Below are 25,050 nucleotides of genomic sequence, written 5' to 3'. Positions count from 1 at the left end.
GGGTGCCGCCCCGTTTCGTGCGGCGCCCCGGCAGTGTCCCGAAATGCCCTGAGCATCTGCGGCAAGCGCATCAGCCGGCTTCGGCCGCGTCCCGCGCGCGGTGTCCGGAGTAATCGGCGTATCATGTCATTTACCTGTCCGGAGGCTCTACATTCATGGCGGACAAAAAAGGTTCGAACAGCGAGAAGCTGTTGTATTGCTCGTTTTGCGGGAAGAGTCAGCATGAGGTGAAAAAACTCATCGCGGGCCCGTCGGTGTTCATCTGCGATGAGTGCATCGACCTCTGCAACGAGATCATTCGCGACGAGGCGGCCGCCGCCGGCGTCGAGGCCAGCCTGTCCCGCTCGGATCTGCCGAGCCCGCAGGAGATTCGCGACATCCTCGATCAATACGTGATCGGGCAGGAGCGCGCGAAGAAGATCCTCGCGGTCGCCGTGTACAACCACTACAAGCGTCTGAAGCATCTCGACAAGAAGGACGACGTCGAGCTGTCGAAGAGCAACATCCTGCTAATCGGGCCGACCGGCTCCGGCAAGACGCTGCTCGCGCAGACGCTCGCGCGGTTGCTCAACGTGCCGTTCGTGATCGCCGATGCGACGACGCTGACCGAAGCCGGCTACGTCGGCGAGGACGTCGAGAACATCATCCAGAAGCTGTTGCAGAACTGCAACTACGAGGTCGACAAGGCCCAGCGCGGCATCGTCTACATCGACGAGATCGACAAGATCAGCCGCAAGTCGGACAACCCGTCGATCACGCGCGACGTGTCGGGCGAAGGCGTGCAGCAGGCGCTGCTGAAGCTCGTCGAGGGCACGATGGCGTCGGTGCCGCCGCAGGGCGGCCGCAAGCACCCGAACCAGGATTTCATCCAGGTCGACACGACGAACATCCTGTTCATCTGCGGCGGCGCGTTCGACGGCCTCGAAAAGGTGATCACCGATCGCACCGAAAAGACGGGCATCGGCTTTGGCGCGACGGTCAAGAGCAAGCAGGATCGCGACGCGGGCGAAGTGCTGCGCGACGTCGAGCCGGAAGACCTGATCAAATTCGGTCTGATCCCCGAATTGATCGGCCGTCTGCCTGTGGTCGCGACGCTCGGCAAGCTGGACGAAGCCGCGCTGATGAAGATCCTCGTCGAGCCGAAGAACGCGCTCGTCAAGCAGTATCACAAGCTGTTCGCGATGGAGCGCGTCGAGCTGGAGATTCGCCCGGCCGCGCTGCAGGCGGTCGCCCGCAAGGCGATCCGTCGCAAGACCGGCGCGCGCGGCTTGCGCTCGATCATCGAACAGGCGTTGCTCGACGTGATGTACGAGCTGCCCACGATGAAAGGGGTCAGCAAGGTCATCATCGATGAGAACGTGATCGATGGCGACGGCAAGCCGTTGCTGATCTACGAGGACACGCCGAAGGTGGCGGGTTCGAACTGACCGGCTTGCCGACGATGTTCTGCGAAAAAGGGCCGTTCATGAAAACGTGGGCGGCTTTTTTTCGTTTATCTTGTGGGTAACTCTGACTCGACACGCGGTGGTTACTTTCTTACCGAATATTTCCCGCACTTGAAGGCTTGCAATCCGATGTGCCGGCCTCAATTACCGAACAATTGATTCCACTCATGGGGAAATGAAATGTCAGGCACCCAACTTCTCCCGCCGGAACGCATCACGCTCCCGCTGCTGCCGCTGCGGGACGTCGTCGTTTTCCCGCACATGGTGATTCCGCTCTTCGTGGGCCGGCCGAAATCGATCAAGGCCCTCGAAGCAGCAATGGAAGGCGGCAAGCACATCATGCTCGTCGCCCAGAAGACCGCGGCGAAGGACGAACCGACCGACAAGGACATGTACGAAGTCGGTTGTATTGCCAACATCCTGCAGATGCTGAAGCTGCCGGACGGTACCGTGAAGGTGCTCGTCGAGGGGCTGCAGCGCGCGAAGGCATTGTCGATCGAGGAACAGGAGACGCAGTTCTCCTGCGAAGTGATGCCGCTCGAGCCCGATCATGCGGACAGCGCCGAAACGGAAGCGCTGCGCCGTGCGATCGTGTCGCAGTTCGATCAGTACGTGAAGCTGAACAAGAAGATCCCGCCGGAGATCCTCACGTCGCTGTCGGGCATCGACGAAGCAGGCCGTCTCGCCGACATGATCGCCGAGCGTCTGCCGCTGAAGCTCGACCAGAAGCAGCACATCCTCGAGATGTTCCCGGTCATCGAGCGTCTCGAGCACCTGCTCGCGCAGCTCGAAGCCGAGATCGACATCCTGCAGGTCGAAAAGCGCATCCGCGGGCGCGTGAAGCGCCAGATGGAAAAGAGCCAGCGCGAGTACTACCTGAACGAACAGGTGAAGGCGATCCAGAAGGAGCTGGGCGAAGGCGAAGAGGGTGCGGATCTCGAGGAGCTCGAGAAGCGCATCAACGCCGCGCGCATGCCGAAGGAAGCCAAGAAGAAGGCCGACGCCGAGCTGAAGAAGCTGAAGCTGATGTCGCCGATGTCGGCCGAAGCGACCGTCGTGCGCAACTACATCGACACGCTGATCGGCCTGCCGTGGCGCAAGAAGAGCAAGGTCAACAACGACCTGTCGAACGCCGAGCAGGTGCTCGACGAGGATCACTACGGCCTCGAGAAGGTCAAGGAACGGATCCTCGAGTATCTCGCGGTGCAGCAGCGCGTCGACAAGGTGAAGGCGCCGATCCTCTGCCTCGTCGGGCCGCCGGGCGTCGGCAAGACCTCGCTCGGCCAGTCGATCGCCCGTGCGACGAACCGCAAGTTCGTCCGGATGGCGCTCGGCGGCGTGCGTGACGAAGCCGAGATCCGCGGTCACCGCCGCACGTATATCGGCTCGATGCCGGGCAAGATCCTGCAAAGCCTCGCGAAGGTCGGCGTGCGCAATCCGCTCTTCCTGCTCGACGAAGTCGACAAGATGGGCATGGATTTCCGCGGCGATCCGTCGTCGGCGCTGCTCGAAGTGCTCGATCCGGAACAGAACCACACGTTCGCCGACCACTACATCGAAGTCGACTTCGATCTGTCGGACGTGATGTTCGTCGCGACGTCGAACTCGCTGAACATCCCGCCGCCGCTGCTCGACCGGATGGAAGTGATTCGTCTGTCCGGCTACACGGAAGACGAGAAGGTCAGCATCGCGCAGCGTTACCTGCTGCCGAAGCAGAAGAAGAACAACGGTCTGAAGGACGGCGAGATCGAGGTCACCGAGCAGGCGATCCGCGACATCATCCGCTACTACACGCGCGAAGCCGGTGTGCGTTCGCTCGAGCGCGAAGTGTCGAAGATCTGCCGCAAGGTCGTGAAGATGCTGCTGCTGAAGAAGGCATCGGGCGCGATCAAGGTCGACGGCGACAACCTCGACACGTTCCTCGGCGTGCGCAAGTACGACTTCGGCCTCGCGGCGAAGGAAAACCAGGTCGGTCAGGTGACGGGCCTCGCGTGGACGGAAGTCGGCGGCGATCTGCTGACGATCGAAGCCGCGGTGATGCCGGGCAAGGGCAACGTGATTCGCACCGGTTCGCTCGGCGACGTGATGAAGGAGTCGGTCGAGGCAGCGCGTTCGGTCGTGCGGTCGCGTTCCCGGCGTCTGGGCATCAAGGACGAAGCGTTCGAGAAGCAGGATATCCACATCCACGTGCCGGAAGGTGCGACGCCGAAGGACGGTCCGTCCGCCGGCGGAGCGATGACGACGGCGCTGGTGTCGGTGCTGACCGGTATCCCGGTGCGTGCCGATGTCGCGATGACGGGTGAAATCACGCTGCGCGGCGAAGTGCTGCCGATCGGCGGGCTGAAGGAGAAGCTGCTCGCGGCGCATCGCGGCGGCATCAAGCTCGTGCTGATCCCGGAAGAGAACGTGAAGGATCTCGCCGAGATTCCGGACAACGTGAAGAACGCGATCGAGATCGTGCCGGTCCGCTGGATCGACAAGGTGCTGGAACTCGCGCTCGAACGTCTGCCGACACCGCTGCCGCCGGAAGAGGAAGCGAAGGCTTCGTCGGCGCCGGTAGCCGATGCGTCGAAGGATGCCGGCTCGACCGAGGTCGTCAAGCACTGACCGGAACACCGTCCTGACGGTTGTTCACGAAACCCGCGGCGTGTCCGCGGGTTTTTTTATGTGCGTCGTCGGGAGCGTGTGCGTCGGCTGACGAAAAAATCGTGCTCGGGGCTAGCAAAGTATTCGGGGATGAATTAGAATCGCAGGCTCGCTGGTTGTTGATGCTGAAACGCAGATCGCAGCCAGATCGAATCGGAAACGGGTGCTTAGCTCAGCTGGTAGAGCGGCGCCCTTACAAGGCGTAGGTCGGGGGTTCGATCCCCTCAGCACCCACCAGTTTCCCGGTTCGGCAAGACCAAGGAGCGGTAGTTCAGTCGGTTAGAATACCGGCCTGTCACGCCGGGGGTCGCGGGTTCGAGTCCCGTCCGCTCCGCCAAACAAATGAAGAAGCCCGCCTTGCGCGGGCTTTTTCATTTGTGCTGTCGGGTTGCGCCCGCTTGCGGGCGCGCGACTGGGGAGCGGAGGAAGCCGCCTGCGCGGCTTCCGGCGGGGCTCGAAGGGATGCGCGTGCACGCGCATCCGCGGCCTGCAGGATGTAGGCGAGTCCCGTCCGCTTTGCCAAACAAACGAAGAAGCCCGCCTCGTGCGGGCTTCTTCGTTTGTGCTTCCGGTTGCCGATGCGCAACGCGGGTCGACGAACGTAATCGCAGTACGCATTGCCGCGGTATTTATATTCGGTACGCCGAAGTAATCATCGAGAGCATCCGCGATGCGGTTCCAGCCTCACGACAGGCTGCCGACGAAGGACGTTGACCCAAAGCTGCGTGCCGCAATCACCATCCGGGTATACGACAATCGGCCCGTACACCGATGCCTGCCAGGTATGAATGCAGATCGCGTCGGTATTGGACGCTTGCTCCGCTTTACTTTAACTTTCGATGGGTCGTGCGCGGGCGAGGCTGTTCGGCCGTGCATGACATCCCGCATTGCGTCGTCGTGCCGGAAAACCGGCCGAACGAAACAAGTCCAGACGCAATCATGCGGACAATGATTAGGCATGCTTTTTATATATAAGCGATGTCCGAAGAATCAGAATAATTCAACATGGAGTGGAGACCGATGAAGCTTGCGAAGTGGGTGGTCGGTGGACTGGGCGTGCTGAGCGTGCCTGCGTTCGCCCAAAGCAGTGTGACGTTATACGGCGTCATCGATACGGGCATCGAGTATGTGACGCATGCGAATGCGGCAGGCGACAGACTGGTCCGCATGCCGGGCATCACCGGCGAGCTGCCGTCGCGGTGGGGGCTGCGCGGCAGCGAGGATCTCGGCGGCGGATTGAAGACGGTGTTTCAGCTCGAAAGCGGCTTCAATCCGCGCGGCGGCGATCTCGGTCAGGGCGGCAGACTGTTCGGCCGTCAGGCGTGGGTCGGGTTGCAAGGGCCGTGGGGCAAGCTGTCTTTCGGACGTCAGTACTCGATGACGTTCTGGGGGCTGACAGACTCCGACATCCTGGGCCCGGACATCTACGGCAGCGCATCGCTCGACGCGTATATTCCGAACGCCCGCAGCGACAACGCGATCGCCTACATGGGCACTTTTCGAGGCTTGACGCTCGGCGCGATGTATTCGTTCGGCCGGGATTCCGCCGGCACCGGCAATTCGCCGGGGCAGGGCACCTGCGCGGGTTCGGTGGCGGGGCATTTCACGCAGTGCCGCCAGTGGAGCGCGATGATCAAGTACGACACGCAGACGTTCGGCGTGTCGGCTGCCTACGACGAACAGCGCGGCGGCGCGGGCGCGGCCGCGAACTTTTTCAACGGCGTGGCGCCGCTGGCACTGACCAGCGAGGGCGACAAGGACATCCGCATGCAGGTCAGCGGATACGGAAATATCGGCCCGGTAAAACTCGGCGCCGGCTGGGTCGGACGTCACGTCGATACCGTGTCGCCGTCGGTGCCCGATGTGCGCTCGGACCTGTTCTTCGTCGGCGCCGCGTATCAGGTGACGCCTGCGGCGGTGCTCGACGGCGAAGCGTTCCGCATCGTCAATCGCGAGCAGAACACGCGAGCGACCATGACGACGCTGCGCGGAACGTATTTCCTGTCGAAGGCCACGGCCGCCTATCTGCAGGGTTCATATCTGTGGAATAGCGCCCACGCGCGTTACAGCCTGAGTTCCGGCGGCGGCGGCACGACGCCCGCCGCAGGTGTCGGTCAACTCGGCGTGATGGCGGGCATCCGGCACATGTTCTGAACGCGGCGCAGAACGTGCGCGGGCTCGCGTTCTGGCGGGCAGCCCGTGTGCATCGACAGCAGCGACACAGCAATCCGGCAAAGCCGGCACAGCCCCACGCGAGCGCGACGGGGCCACACAAAAACAAGCAATACAACTGGACGCGTGCCGGATCGTCGCATTCGGCACGAGAACCTCAGGTTTAAATGGAGACCCGAATGCGAAATATCGACGTATGCCAATTGTCCGACGGCGCGCGGTTTGGCCGGTTTCATGCCGGCGTCCTGTTCTGGTGCGCGCTGATCATCATTTTCGATGGCTATGACCTCGCGGTGGTCGGCATCGCGCTGCCGTCGATCATGGCCGAGATGAAGGTCGGTCCGACCGGCGCCGGCTTGATGGTCAGCTCGGCGCTGTTCGGCATGATGCTGGGCGCCGTGTTTCTCGGCACGATCGCCGATCGCATCGGCCGCGTGCGTGCGATCGTCATCTGCATTCTGCTGTTCAGTATTTTTACCGCGGCGGCGGGCGTCGCTCACGAGCCGGTCACGTTCTGCATCGCGCGTTTTCTCGCCGGCCTCGGCATCGGCGGCGTGATGCCCAACGTCGTCGCGCAGATGACCGAATTCTCGCCGCGCCGCATCCGCAGCACGCTGGTCACGCTGATGTTCAGCGGCTACTCGGTGGGCGGCATGCTGGCCGCGCTGGTCGGCAAGGCGATGATCGCCCGTTACGGCTGGCAGTCGGTGTTTATCGCGGCGGGTTTGCCGGTGCTGCTCGTGCCCGCGATTGTCGCGTACATGCCCGAATCGATGAGTTTTCTGATCCGCAAGGGGCGCACCGATACCGTCGGGCGCGTGCTGTCGCGCATCGAGCCTGGGTATCGGCCGCAACAGGGCGACAGCTTTTCGATCTCGGGCCAGGAGAAGGGCGACGCGCCGGGCATTCGCAGCCTGTTTGCCGATGGACGCGGCTTCAGCACCGTGATGCTGTGGGTCGCCTTTTTCATGTGCCTGTTCATGGTCTATGCGCTGAGTTCGTGGCTGACGAAGCTGATGGCCGGCGCGGGCTACAGCCTCGGCTCGGCATTGACGTTCGTGCTCGTGCTGAATTTCGGCGCGATGATCGGCGCGATCGGCGGCGGCTGGCTGGCCGACCGCTTCAACATGAAGCACGTGCTGGTCGCGATGTATGGGCTCGCGGCCGTGTCGATCGGCCTGCTCGGCGTGAAGGTGCCCGAGCCCGTGCTGTTCGTGCTGGTCGGCCTCGCCGGCGCATCGACGATCGGCACGCAGATCGTCACCTATGCGTTCGCCGGGCAGTTCTACCCGATGGCCGCCAAATCGACCGGGATCGGCTGGGCGTCCGGCGTCGGGCGCAGCGGCGCCATTCTCGCGCCGATCGTGATCGGCTTGCTGGTCAGTCAGGCGCTGCCGCTTCAGCAGAACTTCCTGGCCATCGCCGTGCCGGGGCTGATCGCGATGGTCGCCGTCGGCCTGATGCGCCCGCTCGAGCCGGTGCATGCGCAACGAAGCGTCGAAGCGGCGCAGGCCGACGTCGCGTAAGGCGGTGGTCGGGTGGGGCCGCGCGGCGATGCGTCGCGGCGGCGGCCCGCCCGCGCGGCGTTTTCGCCGTACTTGGGACAAGGGACATATCGCGGCGAGCCTGCCCGCAGCGGGCAGATTGCGGCGCGCGGACCGTGCGCCGGGACGATCCGGCGGCGCCCCGCGGCGGCGCGCTGTCCTGCCGGTTCGCCTTTTTTCCCGCCCACTGTTGTAATATCGGGCGTTTTGTCCAATACACCCCGTCACGCATGCTCGATTTCTTCCGTAATCACCAGCGCCTGATGATGGCGCTCCTGCTCCTGATCGTATTGCCGGGGCTGGGTTTCGTCGGGATCCAAGGTTTCCGCGGCTTCTTCGACGAAAGCGCGAACGTCGCGGCGGTCAACGGGCACAAGATCACGCGCGTCGAATTCGACGGCGCGTTTCGTCAGCAGATCGACCAGGCGCGTCAGGCGCTCGGCGCTCAGTTCGACATCAAGGCGTTCGATACGCCGGACCACCGCAAGCAGGTGCTCGACGGCCTAATCCAGCAGCGCGTGCTCGCCGATGAAACGCAGCGTCTGCATCTGACGGCCTCGGATAACGCCGTGCGCGAAGCGCTGCTGAGCGACCCGATGATCGCGTCGCTGAAGAAGCCCGACGGCTCGATCGACGTCGAGCGCTATGCGCAGCTGATGTCGTTCCAGGGCATGACGCCCGAGCAGTATCAGGAGCGCGTGCGCTACAGCCTCGCGCTGCAGCAGATTCCGGCGAGCATCGTGTCGAGCGCGTTTACGCCGAAGAGCCTCGCGCAGCGGCTGTCGGAGCTCGCCGCGCAGCAGCGCGAAGTGCAGGCGCTCGTGCTGAAGACGAGCGACTATGCGTCGAAGGTCCAGCCGACCGACGCACAGCTCGCCGCGTACTACGACGCGCACAAGCAGCAGTTCGCGACGCCCGAGACGGCGACGATCGAGTATCTCGTCTATTCGCCGGCCGCGGCCGCCGCGAGCGCGCAGCCGACCGACGCGGACATCAAGAAGTTCTACGACGACAACCCGACGCACTTCCGCACCGAAGCGCAGGTTCGCGTGAGCCACATCTTCATCGCGGCGGCGAGCGATGCGAGCGCCGCGGACAAGGCGGCCGCGAAGGCGAAGGCCGAGCAGCTGCTCGCCGACGTGAAGGCGCGCCCGGACCAGTTCGCGCAGATCGCCGAGAAGAACTCGCAGGACGCGCCGTCGGCGGCGAAGGGCGGCGATCTCGGCTTCATCACGCGCGGCTCGACCGCGGGCGGCAAGGCATTCGACGACGCGGCGTTCGCGCTGAAGCAAGGCGAGATCAGCGGCGTCGTGCAGTCCGATCTCGGCTTCCACATCCTGAAGGCGACCGACGTGAAGCCGTCGATCGTCAAGCCGTTCGCGGAAGTGAAGGACGAAATCGCCGCGACCCTGAAGCAGCAATACGCGGCGAAGGCATTCTCGGACAACGCGGAAGGCTTCACGTCGACCGTCTACGAGAAGGCGAAGAGCCTGCAGCCGGCCGCCGACAAGTACAAGCTGACGATCCAGACGGCGACCGTCACGCCGACGCCGAATCCGCAACTGCCGGCCACGAGCCCGCTGAACAACGCGAAGTTCCTCGCGGCGGTGTTCGCGAACGACTCGGTGAAGGCGCACAACAACACGCAGGCGATCGATGTCGGCAACAACACGCTGATCTCGGCGCGCGTGACCGACTACAAGCCGGCCGCCGTGCCCGCACTCGACGCGATCAAGGACGCCGTGCGCCAGAAGGTCGTCGCCGAGCAGGCTGCCGAACTCGCGAAGAAGGACGGCGCGGCGAAGCTCGCGGAACTGCAGAAGTCGAAGTCGACCGAAGGCTTCGCGGCCGCGCAGAAGATCTCGCGCACGCAATCGCAGGGCCTGAGCCCGGCCGCGCTGAGTGCCGTCTACAAAGTCGATCCGAAGACACTGCCCGCCTATGTCGGCGTCGATCTCGGTGCGGACGGCTATGCGATCTATCGCGTGAACGCGGTGATCCCCGGTTCGGCCGTCGATCCGCAGCAGCTGGCGGCCGCGCAGCAGCAGATGGCGCAGGTCGAGGCGCAGAGCGAAGGCGAAGCGTATCTCACCGCGCTGCGCGATCGCTCGAAGGTCAAGCTGTACGGTTCGACCGCGAGCCAGTCGCAGGGCAACGACGACTGAGCGCCGACTGAGCGTCGTTTCGCGCGCAACCCGATGTGCGTCGTGCGCCGCCCGGCGGCAGCGCGGCGCGAGCTGCATTCCGATCCCTGTCCGGCATCGCGCCGGCAGGGATTTTTCATTGGGGCGAACGCTTCAGCCGCGCGGCTTGCCGAGCAGCGGCTTCAGCGTCGGCCACACGTTGTCGAGCAGCACGCGCTGCGCCTGCTGCGTCGGATGGATCTGGTCGGACTGGAACATGTCGGGCTTGTTCTCGATGCCGGCAAGCAGGAATGGGACGAGCGGCACGTCGAGTTCCTTCGACAGCCGCGTATAGACCGCATGGAACTTCTGCGTGTAGTCGGGGCCGTAATTCGACGGCACGTACATGCCGACCAGCACGACTTTGGCGTGCGCGCGCCGCGCATCGGCGACGATGTCGCGCAGATTGCGCTCGGTCGTCGCGAGCGGCACGCCGCGCAGTGCGTCGTTCGCGCCGAGCTCGACGACGACGATCGAGGGCTTGAGCCGCTGCAGCACGGCCGGCAGCCGTGCACGGCCGCCGCTCGTGGTGTCGCCGCTGACGCTCGCATTCGCGACGCTATAATCGATTCGCTCCGTCGCGAGCCGTTGCCGCAGCAGCGCGACCCAGCCCGTGTCGCGCGGCAGCCCGTATTCGGCCGAGAGGCTGTCGCCGAGTACGGCGATCACCGGCTGTCCCGTGGTCGAGGTCGCGGCCGGCGTTGCGGCGGCGCGAGCGAATCCCGTCGCGACCAGCGTGCCGCCCAGCAGCGCGACGAGCGCCGCGCGTCTTTTCCAGCGAAGTGTCCTGTCCATGTTCAAGATTACCGATCCGATCATCGAAGTGCATGACGTGTGCAAGCGGGTCGCCGACGCGACGGGCGAGCTGACGATCCTCGACGGCATCTCGCTCGCCGTGCGGCCCGGCAGCAGCCTCGCGATCGTCGGTGCGTCGGGGTCCGGCAAATCGACGCTGCTCGGCCTGCTTGCGGGATTGGACAGCGCAACGAGCGGCACGGTTCGGCTGCTCGGCCGCGCACTCGACCAACTCGACGAGGACGCGCGCGCCGCATTGCGCAACGGCTCGGTCGGCTTCGTGTTCCAGTCGTTCCAGCTGATGCCGCATCTGACTGCGCTCGAAAACGTGATGCTGCCGCTCGAACTGCAAGGCGGGATCGGCACGCGCGACGCGGCGGAGCGCGCACGGGCGCTGCTCGCGCAGGTCGGCCTCGCCGAGCGGACCGCGCATTATCCGAAACTGCTGTCGGGCGGCGAGCAGCAGCGCGTCGCGCTCGCGCGCGCCTTCGTCACGCGCCCGGCCATCCTGTTCGCGGACGAGCCGACCGGCAGTCTCGACGCGGCGACCGGCCACGCAGTGATCGACCTCATGTTCGAACTGAACCGCACGCACGGCGCGACGCTCGTGCTCGTCACGCACGATCCCGAGCTGGCGCGCCGCTGTGCGACGACAGTCACGCTCGATGCCGGGCGCATCGTCGCGTCGCACGCGGCATAAGGCGCCATAACGCCGCATGGCGCCGCATGACGCGGCGCAGCGCGCGACGGCTCGGTCGCCGGGCCGCGTGCGACAGCGTCCGCACGCGGCCGCGGCGGCGCGCGTCAGCGCTTGAGCGCCGCGCGTGCGCGCGCGATCAGCGCGGTCGTCGACGAGTCGTGCTTCGCGGTATCGACCGCGTCGGCCGCCAGATCGGCCTCGACGACCTTGCCGAGAATCTTGCCGAGCTCGACGCCCCACTGATCGAACGGATTGATGTCCCACACGGTCGCCTGCACGAGCACCTTGTGCTCGTAGAGCGCGATCAGCGCGCCGAGCGCGCGCGGCGTCAGCGCGTCGACGAGCAGCGTCGTCGTCGGGCGGTTGCCGGGGAAGGTCAGGTGCGGCGCGAGATCTTCCTTGCCGGGGCCGGCGACCTTGCGCGCTTCCTCGAGCGTGCGGCCGAGCATCAGCGCCTCGCTCTGCGCGAAGCAGTTCGCGAGCAGCTTCGGATGGTGACTTGCAAGCGGATGCTCGGGCGTCAGCACCGCGATGAAGTCGATCGGTACGATCGTCGGCCCCTGATGCAGCATCTGGAAGAACGCGTGCTGACCGTTCGTGCCCGGTTCGCCCCACGTAACGGCGGCGGTCGGATAGTCGACGAAGCGGCCGTCGAGGCGCGCCGACTTGCCGTTGCTTTCCATCTCGAGCTGCTGCAGATACGACGGCAGATAGTGCAGCGCTTCCGAATACGGCGCGACGAGATAGCTCTGCGAGCCGAAGAAGTTCCGATACCAGATGCCGATCAAGCCGAGCAGCACCGGCAGGTTGCGTTCGAGCGGCGCTTCGCGGAAATGGCGGTCCATGTCGTTCGCGCCGGCGAGCAGTTCGTCGAACTGCTCGGGGCCGATCGCGATCATGATCGACAGGCCGACCGCCGACCACAGCGAGTAGCGGCCGCCGACCCAGTCCCACATTTCGAACACGTTGTCGGCGGCGATCCCGAATTTCACGACCTCGGCCGGATTCGCCGAAACGCCGACGAAGTGCTTCGCGAGCGCATCCTCGGGGCAGCCCTTCGCGACGAACCAGTCGCGCAGCGAGCGCGCGTTCGTCATCGTCTCGAGCGTCGTGAACGTCTTCGACACGACGATCGCGAGCGTTTCTTCCGGATCGACCTGCTCGAGCACGCGCGCGAGATCGGCGCCGTCGACGTTCGACACGAAATGCATCGAGATGTCGCGCGTCGCGACGTGGCGCAGCGCGTGCGTGACCATTTTCGGCCCGAGGTCGGAACCGCCGATGCCGATGTTGATCACGTGGCGGATCCGCTTGCCCGTGTGGCCCGTCCACGTGCCGCTGCGCACCGCGCGCGCGAACGTCGCCATCTTCGCGCGCTCCGCGCTCACCTGCGCATGGAAGGGCGCGTGCGGATCGGTCGCGCGCAGCGCGGTGTGCAGCGCCGCGCGGCCTTCGGTCGGGTTCACGATCTCGCCGGCGAACATCGCGTCGCGACGCGCTTCGACGCGCGCTTCGCGCGCGAGCTGCACGAGCAGGCGCAGCGTTTCGTCGGTGATGCGGTTCTTCGAGAAGTCGGCCGCGAGACCGCCGCCCGAGAACGTGAAGCGCTCGGCGCGCGTCGGCGCGGGGTCGTTCTGCGGCGCAAACCAGTCGCGCAGACGCGCGTGACGGATCTGTTCGAAGTGGGATTGAAGGGCAGTCCAGGCGGGGAGCGAATTCAGCGTCATGGCGGTTCGTGTGAAGCGTGAATCGGGAGGAATGCCGCGCCGGCGCGTCGGGATCGGACGGCCGGCGGACGAGGGCCCGCCGTGCGGCGGGGCAGTCAGTATAGCGGCGTTATGCGTCGGCGCGCGGCGACGAACGAAAAAGGCGATTGATCAGCGTGCGCACCGTCGGCGCCAGTTCGCCGGCAGTCAGGCCCACCGGCCCGGTGCCGGCCGCGGTCAGCGTGTCGGCGGCGAGCCCGTGCAGGTAGACGCCGGCGAGCGCCGCTTCGTACGGCGCGACGCGCTGCGCCAGCAGCGCGCCGATTAGGCCGCCGAGCACGTCGCCCGTGCCGCCCGTCGCGAGCGCCGCATTGCCGGTCGGATTCACCGCGAGCCGGCCGTCGGGTGCGGCGATGACCGTGCCCGCGCCTTTCAGCACGACGATGCTCGCGTAGCGCGCGGCAAGCGCCTGTGCGGCCGCGAGGCGGTCGCGCTGCACCGCGCGCGTGTCGCTGCCGAGCAGCCGCGCCGCTTCGAGCGGATGCGGCGTCAGCACGCACGCGCGGCCGCGGGCGCCGCGCGCGGCGACGGCCGCGGCGAGATCCGCGTGCGCGGCGACGAGGTTCAGCGCATCGGCGTCGAGCAGCGCGGCGGCATCGTGTGCGAGCGCGTCGCGTACGAGCGTGGCCGCGGCGTCGCGCGTGCCGAGCCCGCACCCGGCTGCGATCGCGGTCATCGCGCCGAGTTCGAGCGTGTCGGCAGGATGCAGCATCAGCTCCGGGAACGGCGGATCGTAAGGCGGCGCGCCGGCGCCGAGCAAGCCGACGTGCACCTTGCCCGCGCCCGCGAACAGCGCGGCGCGCGCGGCGAGGATCGGCGCGCCGCACATGCCGGTGTCGCCGCCGAGCACGGCGAGGCTGCCGAACGTGCCCTTATGCGACGCGAATGCGCGCGCGGGCAGCGCGTGCGCAAACCGTGCGGGCGCGTTCAGCACGATCGCCGGCGAGGCGGGCGGCGCGAGGTCGAGCGACGCGATGTCGATTTCGCCGGCCAGATCGCGACCCTCGACCATGTACAGGCCCGGCTTCGCGCCGATGAAGGTCAGCGTGTGCGTCGCGACGACGGCCGCACCGCCGCCGACGATCTGCCCCGTATCGCTGTCGAGCCCGCTCGGCACGTCGAGCGCGAGCACCGCGCCGCCGCGTCGCGCATGCTCGGCGATGCGTGCGGCCTGCGCAGCGAAGACGCCGTCGAGCGCGCGGCCGAGCCCGATGCCGAACAGCCCGTCGACGACCCACGCATAGCCGTCCAGCGACGCGGGCGGCTCGGCCGCGATCGGCACGCCGGCCGCGCGTGCGACGCCGAGTGCCCATTGCGCGTCGTCGGGCTTGACGGGCACCGGCATCCACGCGTGCACGGCGACGCCGAGCTGCTGCAGCCGCGCAGCCGCGACGAGTGCGTCGCCGCCGTTGTTGCCCGGGCCGACGGCGAACCACACCGGCCGGCCGCTGCCGCCGGTGCGCGCGGCGAGCCAGTGCGCGGCGGCCGTGCCGGCGCGGTCCATCAGCGTATGCGCGGGCAGGGCGGCGGCCGCGGCCGTTTCGGCGGTGCGCAGATCGGCGACGCGCAGCAGCGCGATCGGGTCGGAATCGGGGAACGGGTGGGCGAGCGGCATGGCGACGGATCGGGAACCCGCCGCGAAGCGTCGCGCGGCGGTCAGGTCGTGAAGCGCTCGGCGCGCAGCGCGGCGAGCGTGTCGGCGGGCCAGTGCTGCACGTTGCCGCCGAGATAGTCGGTCACCACTTTAGCAGACCCGCAGGCGAGCGCCCAACCGGCCGGCCCGTGGCCCATATTGACGAATACGCGCGGATGCGGGGTCGGACCGACGACCGGCAGCCCGTCCGGCGACAGCAGCTGCGCACCCTGCCACGACAACGCGGCCGAAATCTTCGCGGCGCCCGGCACCCAGTCGTGCGCGGCCTGGCCGAGCAGCGCGAGCGCGGCTTCGGCGAGCGGTTCGGCGAGCGGCTTTGCGAGATCGGCGGCGCGCTGCAGCACCGCGCCGCCGCCGATTCGCAGCCGCTGCTGGATCCGCGTGATCGCGATCCGCTTGACCGAATCGACGATGCTCAGATGCGGCGCGTACTCTTCGTACGCGATCGGCGCGCTCAGCGTGTGCACGCGGATCGGATGCAGCGGCAGCCGCCAGCCGAGCCGCTCGAGCAGCGCGATGCTGCCGGTGCCGGCGGCGACCACGACCGCGTCGGCCGAAATCACGTCGACTTCGCGCGCATGCGCGGCGCGCCGGTCGCCGCGCGGCGGCGCGAGTTCGACCGCCGCGCGGCCCGCGTCGACGCGAATCGCCGCGACGTCGGCGCCGAAGCGGAACTGCACGCCGTGCTCGTCGAGCGTCTGCTTGACGAGCTTCGCGAACAGCGGACAGTTGCCGGTGCGCTCGGTTTCGAGCAGCACGCCGCCGGCGAAATCCGGCTCGGCGCGCACCGACGGTTCGAGCGCGGCGCACGCGTCGGCGCTCAGCGTCCGGTGCGGCTGATCGAGCGTGGGCAGCAGCGCCAGCGCCGGCTGCAGCGCCTCCCAGTCGCGCGCGTCGCGCACGACGTGCAGGATGCCCGTCTTCTGCTCGAACTCGAGCCGGAAGCGGTTCTCGATGTCGGCGACCGCCTCGCGCGCCGCGTCGATCAGCGGGCGCAGCCGCGCATACTGCGCGACGAACGCGTCGGGCTCGCGCAACGCGGCGAGCCGCTTGGCGAAGCGGCGCACGGCGCCGTCGAAACCGGGCTTGTACACGATGCCGCTGTCGCGCGGCTGGCGCGCGTGCATGAAGGTCGGCCCGAACCAGACGTCGAGCGGGCTCGGCAGCAGCGCGCCGCCGTCGCCGTAGGTCGCGCCCTGCGCGACGGTCGCGTGGCGTTCGACCACGCAGACGCGATGACCGGCCGCCCGGAGCTGGTAGGCGGTGGCGACGCCGGTGAGTCCGCCGCCGATGACGATGACATCCATGGATTGCTTCGATGACGGGCGGCGCGCGGCCACCCGGTGAGAATTCGCGTGACGGGCCCGCGGCCCGGGGAACCGCGAATGATAGCGCCAAAATCGCGCCGGACGGCGCCGCGCGGCCGCACGCGCACCGCGGCGGTGCACGCGGCGCACCCGACGGGCGGTCTTGGGCGACCGACTTACGGGTATAATTACGGCCTTCCTTTCGCCCCATGTCGCCCTCTAGCGCGACTCATCGACGTCAGTCCAGCCCATGGCTCACTTCTCGTGTTTTCCCGGCGCTTCGGCCCTCTCCGATTTCCGTCAAACCCGTCTGCTCGACACGCTCAGGCAAATCGACGCCAACATCGTCGCGGTGCGCGGCCAGTACCTGCATTTCGTCAACGCGGCCGAACCGCTGTCGGCCGACGACAGCGCGCGCATCGATGCGCTGATGCACTACGGCGCGCCGTTCGAGCCGGCGACCGAGAAAGGGACGCTCGAGACCTTCGTCGTGCTGCCGCGCTTCGGCACGGTGTCGCCGTGGGCCAGCAAGGCGACCGACATCGCGCAGCACTGCGGCCTCACGCACGTGCGCCGCATCGAGCGCGGCATCGAGTTCACGGTCACGCTGAAGTCGGGCCTGCTCGGCGGCAAGAAGGCGCTGTCCGACGACGCGCGCGCCGCGGTCGCGGCCGCGCTGCATGACCGGATGACCGAAAGCGTGGTGGCTGCGCGCGACGACGCGAAACACCTGTTCGACGAACTGCCGGCCAAGCCGCTGACGACGGTCGACGTGCTCGGCGCCGGCCGCGGCGCGCTCGAGCGCGCGAACGTCGAGCTGGGCCTCGCGCTCGCCGAAGACGAAATCGACTACCTCGTCGATGCGTTCCGCAAGCTCGAGCGCAATCCGACCGACGTCGAGCTGATGATGTTCGCGCAGGCGAACAGCGAGCACTGCCGTCACAAGATCTTCAACGCGCAGTGGACGATCGACGGCGAAGCGCAGGACATGTCGCTGTTCGCGATGATCCGCAACACCGAGAAGCTGAGCCCGCAAGGCACGATCGTCGCGTATTCGGACAACTCGTCGATCATGATGGGCGCCGAAGCCGAGCGCTGGTTCCCGCGCGGCGCGGGCGCGGCCGGCGAGCCGGGCGAGCGCTACGGCCGCCACACGGAGCTTACGCACACGCTGATGAAGGTCGAGACGCACAACCACCCGACGGCGATCTCGCCGTTCCCGGGCGCGGCGACCGGCGCGGGCGGCGAGATCCGCGACGAAGGCGCGACGGGCCGCGGTGCGCGGCCGAAGGCGGGCCTGACGGGCTTCACGGTATCGAACCTCGATCTGCCGGGCGCACGCCAGGCGTGGGAAAACGCGCGCGACGCCGCGCAGCCGCTCGCGCAGCGCAATCCGAACGAGCAGCACGGCCCGTACGGCCGTCCGGACCGCATCGCGTCGCCGCTGCAGATCATGATCGACGGCCCGCTCGGCGGCGCCGCGTTCAACAACGAATTCGGCCGCCCGAACCTCGGCGGCTATTTCCGCGTGTACGAACAGAACGTCGGCGGCACCGTGCGCGGCTATCACAAGCCGATCATGATCGCGGGCGGCCTCGGCAACATCGCCGATCAGCACACGCACAAGCACGACGTGCCGGCCGGTTCGCTGCTGATCCAGATCGGCGGCCCCGGCATGCGGATCGGAATGGGCGGCGGCGCCGCGAGCTCGATGGCGACCGGCGCGAACACGGCCGAACTCGACTTCGACTCGGTCCAGCGCGGCAATCCGGAAATCGAGCGGCGCGCGCAGGAAGTGATCAACGGCTGCTGGCAGCTCGGCGCGGAAAACCCGATCCTCAGCATCCACGACGTGGGTGCGGGCGGCCTGTCGAACGCGTTCCCCGAGATCGTCGACGGCGCGGGCAAGGGCGCGCGCTTCGAGTTGCGCAAGATCGCACTGGAGGAGTCGGGCCTGTCGCCGCGCGAGATCTGGTCGAACGAAGCGCAGGAGCGCTACGTGCTCGCGATCGCGCCGGCCGACCTGCCGCGCTTCGAGGCGATCTGCGCGCGCGAGCGCTGCCCGTTCTCGGTGGTCGGCGTCGCGACCGACGAACTCCAGCTGCAACTCTTCGACGAGCAGGCGACCGGCGCGGATGCGTACCCGGTCGACATGCCGATGGAGGTCCTGCTCGGCAAGCCGCCGCGCATGCACCGCGACGTCACGCGCGTGCATACCGAGCGCGCACCGGTCGACGTGACGGGCATCGCGCTGTCCGCGGTCGCGGTCGACGTGCTCAAGCATCCGACGGTTGCGAGCAAGTCGTTCCTGATCACGATCGGCGACCGTACGGTCGGCGGCACGTCGGTGCGCGACCAGATGGTCGGCCCGTGGCAGGTGCCGGTCGCCGACTGCGCGATCACCGCGCTCGACTACGCGGGCTTCCGCGGCGAGGCGATGACGATGGCCGAGCGCACGCCGCTCGCCGTGATCGATGCGCCCGCGTCGGGCCGCATGGCGGTCGGCGAGGCGATCACGAACATCGCGAGCGCGCCGATCGCGTCGCTCGACAAGCTGAAGCTGTCCGCGAACTGGATGGCCGCATGCGGCACGCCGGGCGAGGACGCCGCGCTGTTCGACACGGTGAAGGCGATCGGCATGGAGCTGTGCCCGGCGCTCGGCATCGGCATCCCGGTCGGCAAGGACTCGCTGTCGATGAAGACGAAGTGGGAGGAGCAGGGCGTCGCGAAGGAAGTCGTCGCGCCGGTGTCGCTGATCATCTCGGCGTTCGCGCCGGTCGAGGACGTGCGCCGTCATCTGACGCCGCAGCTGCGCCGCGTCGCCGACGCCGGCGACAGCGTGCTGATCGCGATCGACCTCGGTCGCGGCAAGAACCGCATGGGCGGCAGCATCTTCGCGCAGGTCACGCAGCAGGTCGGCGACACGACGCCGGACGTCGACGATCCGCAGGACCTGAAGCGCTTCTTCGACGCGATCCAGTCGCTGAACGCGCAGGGCAAGCTGCTCGCGTACCACGACCGCTCGGACGGCGGGCTGTGGGCGACGGTCTGCGAAATGGCGTTCGCGGGGCGCGCCGGCGTGTCGCTGAACGTCGACATGCTGACGCTCGACGCGAACCACGAATCGGACTACGGCGACGCGAAGGACTGGGCGAAGCAGACGAGCGGACGTCGCGACGACCGCACGCTGCGCGCACTGTTCAACGAGGAACTGGGCGCCGTCGTGCAGGTGCGTGCGGCCGACCGCGACGCGGTGCTCGGCGCGCTGCGCGAATTCGGGCTGTCGACGTGCTCGCACGTGATCGGCACGGTCAACGACCGCGACGTGATCGAGGTGTACCGCGATGCGAAGAAGATTTTCGATGCGCCGCGCACCGAGCTGCATCGCGCATGGGGCGAAGTCAGCTGGCGCATCGCGCGCCTGCGCGACAACCCGGCGTGTGCGGATGCCGAATACGACGCGCTGCTCGATGCGGCCGATCCGGGCATCTCGCCGGTGCTCGGCTTCGATCCGGAAGAAGACGTCGCCGCGCCGTTCATCGCGACGGGCGCGCGCCCGCGCGTCGCGATCCTGCGCGAGCAGGGCGTGAACTCGCATCTCGAAACCGCCTACGCGTTCGATCGCGCGGGCTTCGATGCGCACGACGTCCACATGAGCGATCTGCTCGCCGGCCGCGCGACGCTTGCCGATTTCGCGGGCGCGGTCGCGTGCGGCGGCTTCTCGTACGGCGACGTGCTTGGCGCCGGCGAAGGCTGGGCCAAGACGATCCGCTTCAACGCGAAGCTGGCCGACATGTTCTCCGCGTTCTTCGCACGCCCCGACACGTTCGCGCTCGGGATCTGCAACGGCTGCCAGATGCTGTCGAGCCTCTCGTCGATGATTCCGGGCGCCGACGCATGGCCGAAGTTCACGCGCAACAAGTCCGAGCAGTTCGAAGCGCGCTTCTCGTTCGTCGAAGTCGAGAAGTCGCCGTCGATCTTCTTCACGGGGATGGAAGGGTCGCGGATTCCGGTCGCGGTCGCGCACGGCGAAGGCTATGCGGACTTCTCGCAGCAGGGCGACATCGAGCGCGTCGCGGTCGCGATGCGCTACGTCGATCATCGCGGCGAGGCGACCGAACGCTATCCGTTCAACCCGAACGGGTCGCCGGCCGGCATCACGTCGGTCACGACGGCCGACGGCCGCTTCACGGTGCTGATGCCGCACATGGAACGCGTGCATCGCACGGTCACGATGAGCTGGCATCCGGAAGGCTGGGGCGAAGCGAGCCCGTGGATGCGCGTGTTCCGCAACGCGCGCCGCTGGATCGGCTGACGCCGTGTCGTTCGATCCGTACGCACCCGTCGAAGTCGTCACGCTGCGCGACGAGCGCGCGTCCGACGTCGACGCGATCGCAGACGTGATCGTGTCCGCGTTCGCGGGCGAACCGGAGCACGGGCAGTTCGAACGGCGGATCGTCGACGCGCTGCGCGCGGATCGCGCGCTCGCCGTGTCGCTTGTCGCGGAGCGCGACGGCCGCGTGATCGGGCATGTCGCCTGTTCGCCGGTATCGATCGGCGGCGCAGCGGCCGGCGATTCGCGCTGGTACGGGCTCGCACCGCTCGCGGTGCGGGCCGATTGCCGGCGGCGCAGCGTCGGCGCCGGCCTCGTGCGCACGGCGCTCGACGCATTGCGCCGTCGCGGCGCGCAGGGCTGTGTCGTGCTCGGCGATCCCGCCTACTATGCGCGCTTCGGCTTCGCGCCGTGCGCCGAACTCGTGTTTCCCGACGCGCCGGCCACGCATTTTCTGGCGCTGATGCTCGACGATGCCGCGCCGCACCGCGCGGGCATCGTCCGCTATCACGACGCGTTCTATCCGGAGCAGGCGCAGCACTGAGCAGCGCCGCCGTGCTGCGATCTGCCGCGCGCCGCGTTCGCGCTTCGCGCGCACGCAACAAAAAAGGCCGCTCGAAGCGGCCTTTCTCTTTGGTGCAGCGTCGGCGACGTTACTGGATCTTCGCCTGCTGACGCAGCGTTTCCTCGAACGTCTGCAGCTTCTGCTGCACGAGCTGCTGCGCGATCTGCGCCTTCACCTGCGCGAACGGCGGCGGTGCGACGTCGCGAATGTCGTCGACGCGGATGATGTGCCAGCCGAACTGCGTCTTCACGGGCTCGTCCGTCATCTGGCCTTTCTGCAGCTTCTGCGCGGCTGCCGCGAATTCCGGCACGTACGCCTTCGGGTCCGACCAGTCGAGGTCGCCGCCATTCTTGCCCGAGCCCGGATCCTTCGAATACTGCTTCGCGAGATCCTCGAACTTCGCGCCGCCCTTGATCTTCGCGATCAGGTCCTTCGCCTGCTGCTCGCTGTCGACGAGGATGTGGTGCAGGTGATATTCGCGGTTGCCGCCGGCCGTCTTCACGAGCTCGTCGTAGCGCGCTTTCACTTCGGCGTCGGTCGGCTGGTTCTTCTTCAGGAAGTTCTCGATCATCGCGCGCAGCACGACCGTCTGCTGCGCGACCGCGACCTGTGCCTTCACGTCCGGGCGATTCGGGATGCCTTCGCGAATCGCTTCCTGCATCAGGATTTCGCGGTTCACGAGTTCCTGGCGCACGGCCTGCTGCAGCTGCGGGCTATCGGTCTGGCCTTGCTGCACGAGTTGCGCGACCATCGCGTCGGCGCGCGACTTCGGAATCGGCGTGCCGTTGACGACGGCGATGTTCTGGGCAAAGGCCGGCGCCGCTGCGAAAGCAGCCGCCGCGAACCACAGGCGGGGGGATTTCAGGATCATCGGGAATTCCTAATGCTGGATTGAAGATTCGTCGAATTCTTCGGGCGTGTAAGCCACGATCGCGAGCGCATGAATGCCGCGCTGCATCGCATCGGCGAGCGCATCATACACCAGCCGGTGCCGCGCGACGCGCGACTTGCCGGCGAACGCGGCCGATACGATCGTGACCGTATAGTGGCCGCCCGCCGCCGCCCCGGCGTGGCCCGCATGCTGCGCGCTGTCGTCGCGTACGGCCAGCGACACGGGCGCGAGCGCCGCGGTGAGGCGCGCCTCGATCAGCGCGATGCGCGCGTCGGGCGACGCATGGAGAAACGCGTCGGTCATGTCACTCGTCCTTCAGGTACTTCGTGAGCCACAGGCTCTGCAGAATGATGAACACGACCATGGCGCCGGTCGTGCCGAACAGCTTGAAGTTCACCCATTGCGATTCGGTGAAGTTGTGCACCACGTACAGATTCGCGACACCGAGCACCGCGAAGAACAGCGCCCACGCGACGTTCAGCTTGTCCCACACCGGGTGCGGCAGCGTGAGCTGCTTGCCCATCATCTTCTCGATCAGGTTGTTGCCGAACGCATAGCGCGCGGCGAGCAGCCCGATCGCAAACAGCCAGTACAGCACAGTCGGTTTCCATTGAATGAATTTCTCGTCGTGCAGGACGAGGGTGGCGCCGCCGAAGACGACGATCACGCCGAGGCTGACCCACAGCATCGTGTCGACCTTGCGATGGCGGAAGGCGACCCAGGCGACCTGGGCCAGCGTCGCGGCGATCGCGACCGCGGTGGCGGTGAAGATGCCCCAGACCTTGAAGGCGGCGAAAAACAGGATGATCGGAAACAGATCGAACAGGAATTTCATGGCGCTCGCGGCTGCGTGAAAAGGCCGCATGCGCGGCCTTTCACCGTTGTAGGGACCCGCCAGGCGCCGCCGTCGCGAACCGCGGCAGCGTCGTGGCTGCCGGCCGGTTCGCCCGGCGCCGCTCAGTCGTTTTCGGGTCGGGACTCGAAGTTTAACGCAGCCGAATTGATGCAGTAGCGCAAACCGGTCTTGTCGCGCGGGCCGTCCTCGAACACGTGGCCGAGGTGCGCGCCGCAATGATTGCAGCGCACTTCGACGCGCACCATTCCGTGCGAGTAATCGATCTTCTCGTCGATCACCTCGCCGTTGAGCGGCTTGAAGTAGCTGGGCCAGCCGCAGCCCGAATGGAATTTCGCGCCGGACTCGAACAGCGGCGTGTCGCAGACGACGCACTTGTAGATGCCGTCGTCTTCCTTGTCGGTGTATTCGCCGGTGAACGCGCGCTCGGTGGCCGCGTGCTGCGTGACCTCGTACTGCAGCGGCGTGAGGCGGCGCCGCAGTTCCGCGTCGTCCTTCCGGTACGGATAGGTCTTGTCGTCGGAATCTTGGGACATGTGGGGGTTCTCCTGATCGGTCGGTCGATACGCGCGGGTTACGACGAGCAGCTCACTTCGAGCGACCCGGCCCAGTCGGGCGGCAACGCCGCGTACGATTCATGTTCCGGCTGTTCGTCGAACGGGCGGCGCAGCACCTGCGCGAGCCGTTCGACTTCGGAAAAGTCCTTCTCCTTCGCGCGCCGGATCGCGAGTTCGGCCAGATGGTTGCGCAACACGTATTTCGGGTTCACGCGGTTCATCGCGGCCGCGCGCGCTGCATCGTCGCGCGTTTCCTCCGACAGCCGCGCACGGTAGAGGTTCGCCCATGCGTCGAATGCCTCGCGGTCGATGAACAGGTCGCGCACGGGCGCGTCGCGGCTCGCGTCGTGTTTCGACAGCTGCGCGAGGCGGCGGAACGTCAGCGTGAAGTCCGCGTGGCTTGCGTGCATCGTCTCGAGCAGCTGGTTCGCGAGCGCCGCGTCGCTGTCGCGTTCGAGTTCGAGGCCGAGCTTCGCGCGCATCGCGCGCTCGAGCGCGGGACCGAAACGCTCGGGGAAGGTCGCGAGCACGGCCTGCGCATCGTCGACCGCGCGTTCCGCGCGCGCGTCGTCGTCGGCGATGCCGTGCTGCAGCCCGATCAGCGGCAGCAGCGCCTGCGCGAGGCAGTAGCAGTTCCAGTGCGCGATGCGCGGCTGCATCCGGTACGCATAGCGGCCGCCCGTATCCGAGTGGTTGCAGATGTGGTTCGCGTCGAACGCGTCGACGAAGCCGAACGGGCCGTAGTCGATCGTCACGCCGAGGATCGACATGTTGTCGGTGTTCATCACGCCGTGGCAGAACCCGACGGCCTGCCATTGCGCGACGAGCTCGGCCGTGCGCCGCGTCGCGGCTTCGAGCAGCGCGAGATAGGGATCGTCGGCGTCGCGGCAGGCCGGATAGAAGCGGTCGATCACGTGATCGGCGAGCGCGCGCAGCAGATCGGGGCGATTGTTCGAGAAGAAGTGCTCGAAATGGCCGAAGCGCACGAAGCTCTCCGACACGCGCGTAACGACGGCCGCCGTCTCGATTTCCTCGCGCACGATCGGCTGGTCGGAACCGATCACGGTCAGCGCGCGCGTGGTCGGGATGCCGAGGTGGTGCATCGCTTCGGAGCACAGGAATTCGCGGATCGACGAGCGCAGCACCGCGCGGCCGTCGCCCATCCGCGAATACGGCGTGCGGCCGCTGCCTTTGAGCTGCAGCTCGTAGCGGCGCCCGTCCGTGCCGGGCAATTCGCCGATCGTCAGCGCGCGGCCGTCGCCGAGCTGGCCGGCCCAGACGCCGAACTGATGGCCGGAGTACACGGACGCGTAGGGCAGCGCCTCGGCGGGCCAGTCGCGCGTCGGATTGCCGGCGAACAGCTCGGCGAAGCCCGGCTGCGCGGCGAGCGACGCGGGCAGCCCGAGCAGGCGCGCGACTTCGTCGGAAAAACCGACCACGTACGGCGCCGCGAGCGGGGCGGCCGGCAGCCGCGTATGAAACGCGTCGCCGAGCCGCAGGAACGCGTGGGCGTCAGGCGCGGCGAGCGTCGCGGCGAGGTCGGGCAGGGTGTCAGCCGGATCGGCTGCGCTTCGGGAAAACGACATGTTGAGCGCCTCTGGGTAAGCCGATATTGTAAGGCGGCGCTGCGCCGCCCGC

17 protein-coding genes and 2 tRNA genes are annotated in these 25,050 nt (G+C 67.3%); 10 read left to right on the top strand and 9 right to left on the bottom strand.

Annotated elements, in window-relative coordinates; genetic code table 11:
- Positions 1-155 precede the first annotated feature (155 nt).
- From clpX to NP80_RS22260, 7 genes are all read left to right on the top strand, one after another.
- A complete protein-coding gene (clpX, locus tag NP80_RS22290) occupies positions 156-1,427 on the top strand; it encodes an ATP-dependent Clp protease ATP-binding subunit ClpX (protein ID WP_006402239.1) in 1,272 nt (423 codons plus the stop codon).
- Between the two features lie 198 nt (positions 1,428-1,625).
- Complete coding sequence (gene lon, locus NP80_RS22285; protein ID WP_006402240.1) at positions 1,626-4,052, top strand: endopeptidase La; 2,427 nt, start codon at positions 1,626-1,628, stop codon at positions 4,050-4,052.
- A 200-nt stretch (positions 4,053-4,252) separates the two neighbouring features.
- Positions 4,253-4,328: transfer RNA gene (locus NP80_RS22280), tRNA-Val, on the top strand.
- Positions 4,329-4,351: 23 nt separating this feature from the next.
- Positions 4,352-4,428, top strand: a tRNA-Asp gene (locus NP80_RS22275).
- A gap of 683 nt (positions 4,429-5,111) precedes the next feature.
- Positions 5,112-6,245, top strand: a complete 1,134-nt coding sequence (locus NP80_RS22270; protein ID WP_006409803.1) for a porin — start codon at positions 5,112-5,114, stop codon at positions 6,243-6,245.
- A 197-nt stretch (positions 6,246-6,442) separates the two neighbouring features.
- On the top strand, positions 6,443-7,789 hold the full coding sequence (locus tag NP80_RS22265) for an MFS transporter (protein ID WP_006409808.1): 1,347 nt from the start codon (positions 6,443-6,445) through the stop codon (positions 7,787-7,789).
- Positions 7,790-8,037: 248 nt separating this feature from the next.
- Positions 8,038-9,972 carry a SurA N-terminal domain-containing protein gene (locus NP80_RS22260; protein ID WP_006408396.1) on the top strand — a complete coding sequence of 645 codons (1,935 nt, stop codon included), beginning with the start codon at positions 8,038-8,040 and terminating at the stop codon, positions 9,970-9,972.
- 132 nt (positions 9,973-10,104) lie between these two features.
- Here NP80_RS22260 and NP80_RS22255 read toward each other — a convergent pair whose 3' ends face one another.
- Positions 10,105-10,785 carry an arylesterase gene (locus tag NP80_RS22255; protein WP_006409804.1) on the bottom strand — a complete coding sequence of 227 codons (681 nt, stop codon included), beginning with the start codon at positions 10,783-10,785 and terminating at the stop codon, positions 10,105-10,107.
- Between NP80_RS22255 and NP80_RS22250 the strand changes: the two genes are divergently transcribed.
- Positions 10,784-11,485 carry an ABC transporter ATP-binding protein gene (locus NP80_RS22250; RefSeq protein WP_006408398.1) on the top strand — a complete coding sequence of 234 codons (702 nt, stop codon included), beginning with the start codon at positions 10,784-10,786 and terminating at the stop codon, positions 11,483-11,485. The two genes, NP80_RS22255 and NP80_RS22250, sit on opposite strands and share 2 nt — an antisense overlap.
- Positions 11,486-11,589: 104 nt before the next feature.
- Here the strand turns inward: NP80_RS22250 and pgi are convergent, their stop codons facing one another.
- From pgi to NP80_RS22235, 3 genes are all read right to left on the bottom strand, one after another.
- On the bottom strand, positions 11,590-13,212 hold the full coding sequence (gene pgi, locus NP80_RS22245) for a glucose-6-phosphate isomerase (protein WP_006408399.1): 1,623 nt from the start codon (positions 13,210-13,212) through the stop codon (positions 11,590-11,592).
- A 109-nt stretch (positions 13,213-13,321) separates the two neighbouring features.
- Positions 13,322-14,866 (bottom strand): NAD(P)H-hydrate dehydratase, encoded by a 1,545-nt coding sequence (locus NP80_RS22240; protein ID WP_006408528.1) that lies wholly within the window; start codon positions 14,864-14,866, stop codon positions 13,322-13,324.
- Positions 14,867-14,907: 41 nt separating this feature from the next.
- A complete protein-coding gene (locus tag NP80_RS22235; protein ID WP_006407738.1) occupies positions 14,908-16,212 on the bottom strand; it encodes an FAD-dependent oxidoreductase in 1,305 nt (434 codons plus the stop codon).
- 250 nt (positions 16,213-16,462) lie between these two features.
- Between NP80_RS22235 and purL the strand changes: the two genes are divergently transcribed.
- Both purL and NP80_RS22225 read left to right on the top strand, forming a co-directional pair.
- Positions 16,463-20,527: a phosphoribosylformylglycinamidine synthase gene (gene purL / locus NP80_RS22230; protein WP_006407739.1), complete on the top strand. Its 4,065-nt coding sequence runs from the start codon at positions 16,463-16,465 to the stop codon at positions 20,525-20,527.
- A gap of 4 nt (positions 20,528-20,531) precedes the next feature.
- Entirely contained in the window at positions 20,532-21,089 is a 558-nt protein-coding gene (locus tag NP80_RS22225) for a GNAT family N-acetyltransferase (protein WP_006407740.1), read from the top strand.
- A 109-nt stretch (positions 21,090-21,198) separates the two neighbouring features.
- Here the strand turns inward: NP80_RS22225 and NP80_RS22220 are convergent, their stop codons facing one another.
- From NP80_RS22220 to NP80_RS22200, 5 genes are all read right to left on the bottom strand, one after another.
- The gene (locus NP80_RS22220; RefSeq protein WP_006407741.1) at positions 21,199-21,981 is read right to left on the bottom strand and encodes a peptidylprolyl isomerase; all 783 of its coding nucleotides are present in this window, start codon (positions 21,979-21,981) and stop codon (positions 21,199-21,201) included.
- Between the two features lie 9 nt (positions 21,982-21,990).
- Entirely contained in the window at positions 21,991-22,305 is a 315-nt protein-coding gene (locus NP80_RS22215; RefSeq protein WP_006402252.1) for a BolA family protein, read from the bottom strand.
- A gap of 1 nt (position 22,306) precedes the next feature.
- Positions 22,307-22,837, bottom strand: coding sequence for a septation protein A (locus NP80_RS22210; protein ID WP_006402253.1), 531 nt, complete (start codon positions 22,835-22,837; stop codon positions 22,307-22,309).
- A gap of 122 nt (positions 22,838-22,959) precedes the next feature.
- Entirely contained in the window at positions 22,960-23,391 is a 432-nt protein-coding gene (gene msrB, locus NP80_RS22205) for a peptide-methionine (R)-S-oxide reductase MsrB (protein ID WP_006407742.1), read from the bottom strand.
- Between the two features lie 38 nt (positions 23,392-23,429).
- On the bottom strand, positions 23,430-24,998 hold the full coding sequence (locus NP80_RS22200; RefSeq protein WP_006409702.1) for a protein adenylyltransferase SelO: 1,569 nt from the start codon (positions 24,996-24,998) through the stop codon (positions 23,430-23,432).
- Positions 24,999-25,050 lie beyond the last annotated feature (52 nt).

Source organism: Burkholderia multivorans ATCC BAA-247, from assembly GCF_000959525.1.
Taxonomy (GTDB): domain Bacteria; phylum Pseudomonadota; class Gammaproteobacteria; order Burkholderiales; family Burkholderiaceae; genus Burkholderia; species Burkholderia multivorans.
Note: the sequence above shows the minus strand (reverse complement) of the source record. Positions and strands in the feature narration are given on the sequence as shown.

Excerpts from the sequence above, each read along its gene's own strand:
- clpX (WP_006402239.1), top strand. The coding sequence starts at position 156 with ATGGCGGACAAAAAAGGTTCGAACAGCGAGAAGCTGTTGTATTGCTCG.
- lon (WP_006402240.1), top strand. The coding sequence starts at position 1,626 with ATGTCAGGCACCCAACTTCTCCCGCCGGAACGCATCACGCTCCCGCTG.
- NP80_RS22270 (WP_006409803.1), top strand. The coding sequence starts at position 5,112 with ATGAAGCTTGCGAAGTGGGTGGTCGGTGGACTGGGCGTGCTGAGCGTG.
- NP80_RS22265 (WP_006409808.1), top strand. The coding sequence starts at position 6,443 with ATGCGAAATATCGACGTATGCCAATTGTCCGACGGCGCGCGGTTTGGC.
- NP80_RS22260 (WP_006408396.1), top strand. The coding sequence starts at position 8,038 with ATGCTCGATTTCTTCCGTAATCACCAGCGCCTGATGATGGCGCTCCTG.
- NP80_RS22250 (WP_006408398.1), top strand. The coding sequence starts at position 10,784 with ATGTTCAAGATTACCGATCCGATCATCGAAGTGCATGACGTGTGCAAG.
- NP80_RS22255 (WP_006409804.1), bottom strand. The coding sequence starts at position 10,785 with ATGGACAGGACACTTCGCTGGAAAAGACGCGCGGCGCTCGTCGCGCTG.
- pgi (WP_006408399.1), bottom strand. The coding sequence starts at position 13,212 with ATGACGCTGAATTCGCTCCCCGCCTGGACTGCCCTTCAATCCCACTTC.
- NP80_RS22240 (WP_006408528.1), bottom strand. The coding sequence starts at position 14,866 with ATGCCGCTCGCCCACCCGTTCCCCGATTCCGACCCGATCGCGCTGCTG.
- NP80_RS22235 (WP_006407738.1), bottom strand. The coding sequence starts at position 16,212 with ATGGATGTCATCGTCATCGGCGGCGGACTCACCGGCGTCGCCACCGCC.
- purL (WP_006407739.1), top strand. The coding sequence starts at position 16,463 with ATGGCTCACTTCTCGTGTTTTCCCGGCGCTTCGGCCCTCTCCGATTTC.
- NP80_RS22220 (WP_006407741.1), bottom strand. The coding sequence starts at position 21,981 with ATGATCCTGAAATCCCCCCGCCTGTGGTTCGCGGCGGCTGCTTTCGCA.
- NP80_RS22215 (WP_006402252.1), bottom strand. The coding sequence starts at position 22,305 with ATGACCGACGCGTTTCTCCATGCGTCGCCCGACGCGCGCATCGCGCTG.
- NP80_RS22210 (WP_006402253.1), bottom strand. The coding sequence starts at position 22,837 with ATGAAATTCCTGTTCGATCTGTTTCCGATCATCCTGTTTTTCGCCGCC.
- msrB (WP_006407742.1), bottom strand. The coding sequence starts at position 23,391 with ATGTCCCAAGATTCCGACGACAAGACCTATCCGTACCGGAAGGACGAC.
- NP80_RS22200 (WP_006409702.1), bottom strand. The coding sequence starts at position 24,998 with ATGTCGTTTTCCCGAAGCGCAGCCGATCCGGCTGACACCCTGCCCGAC.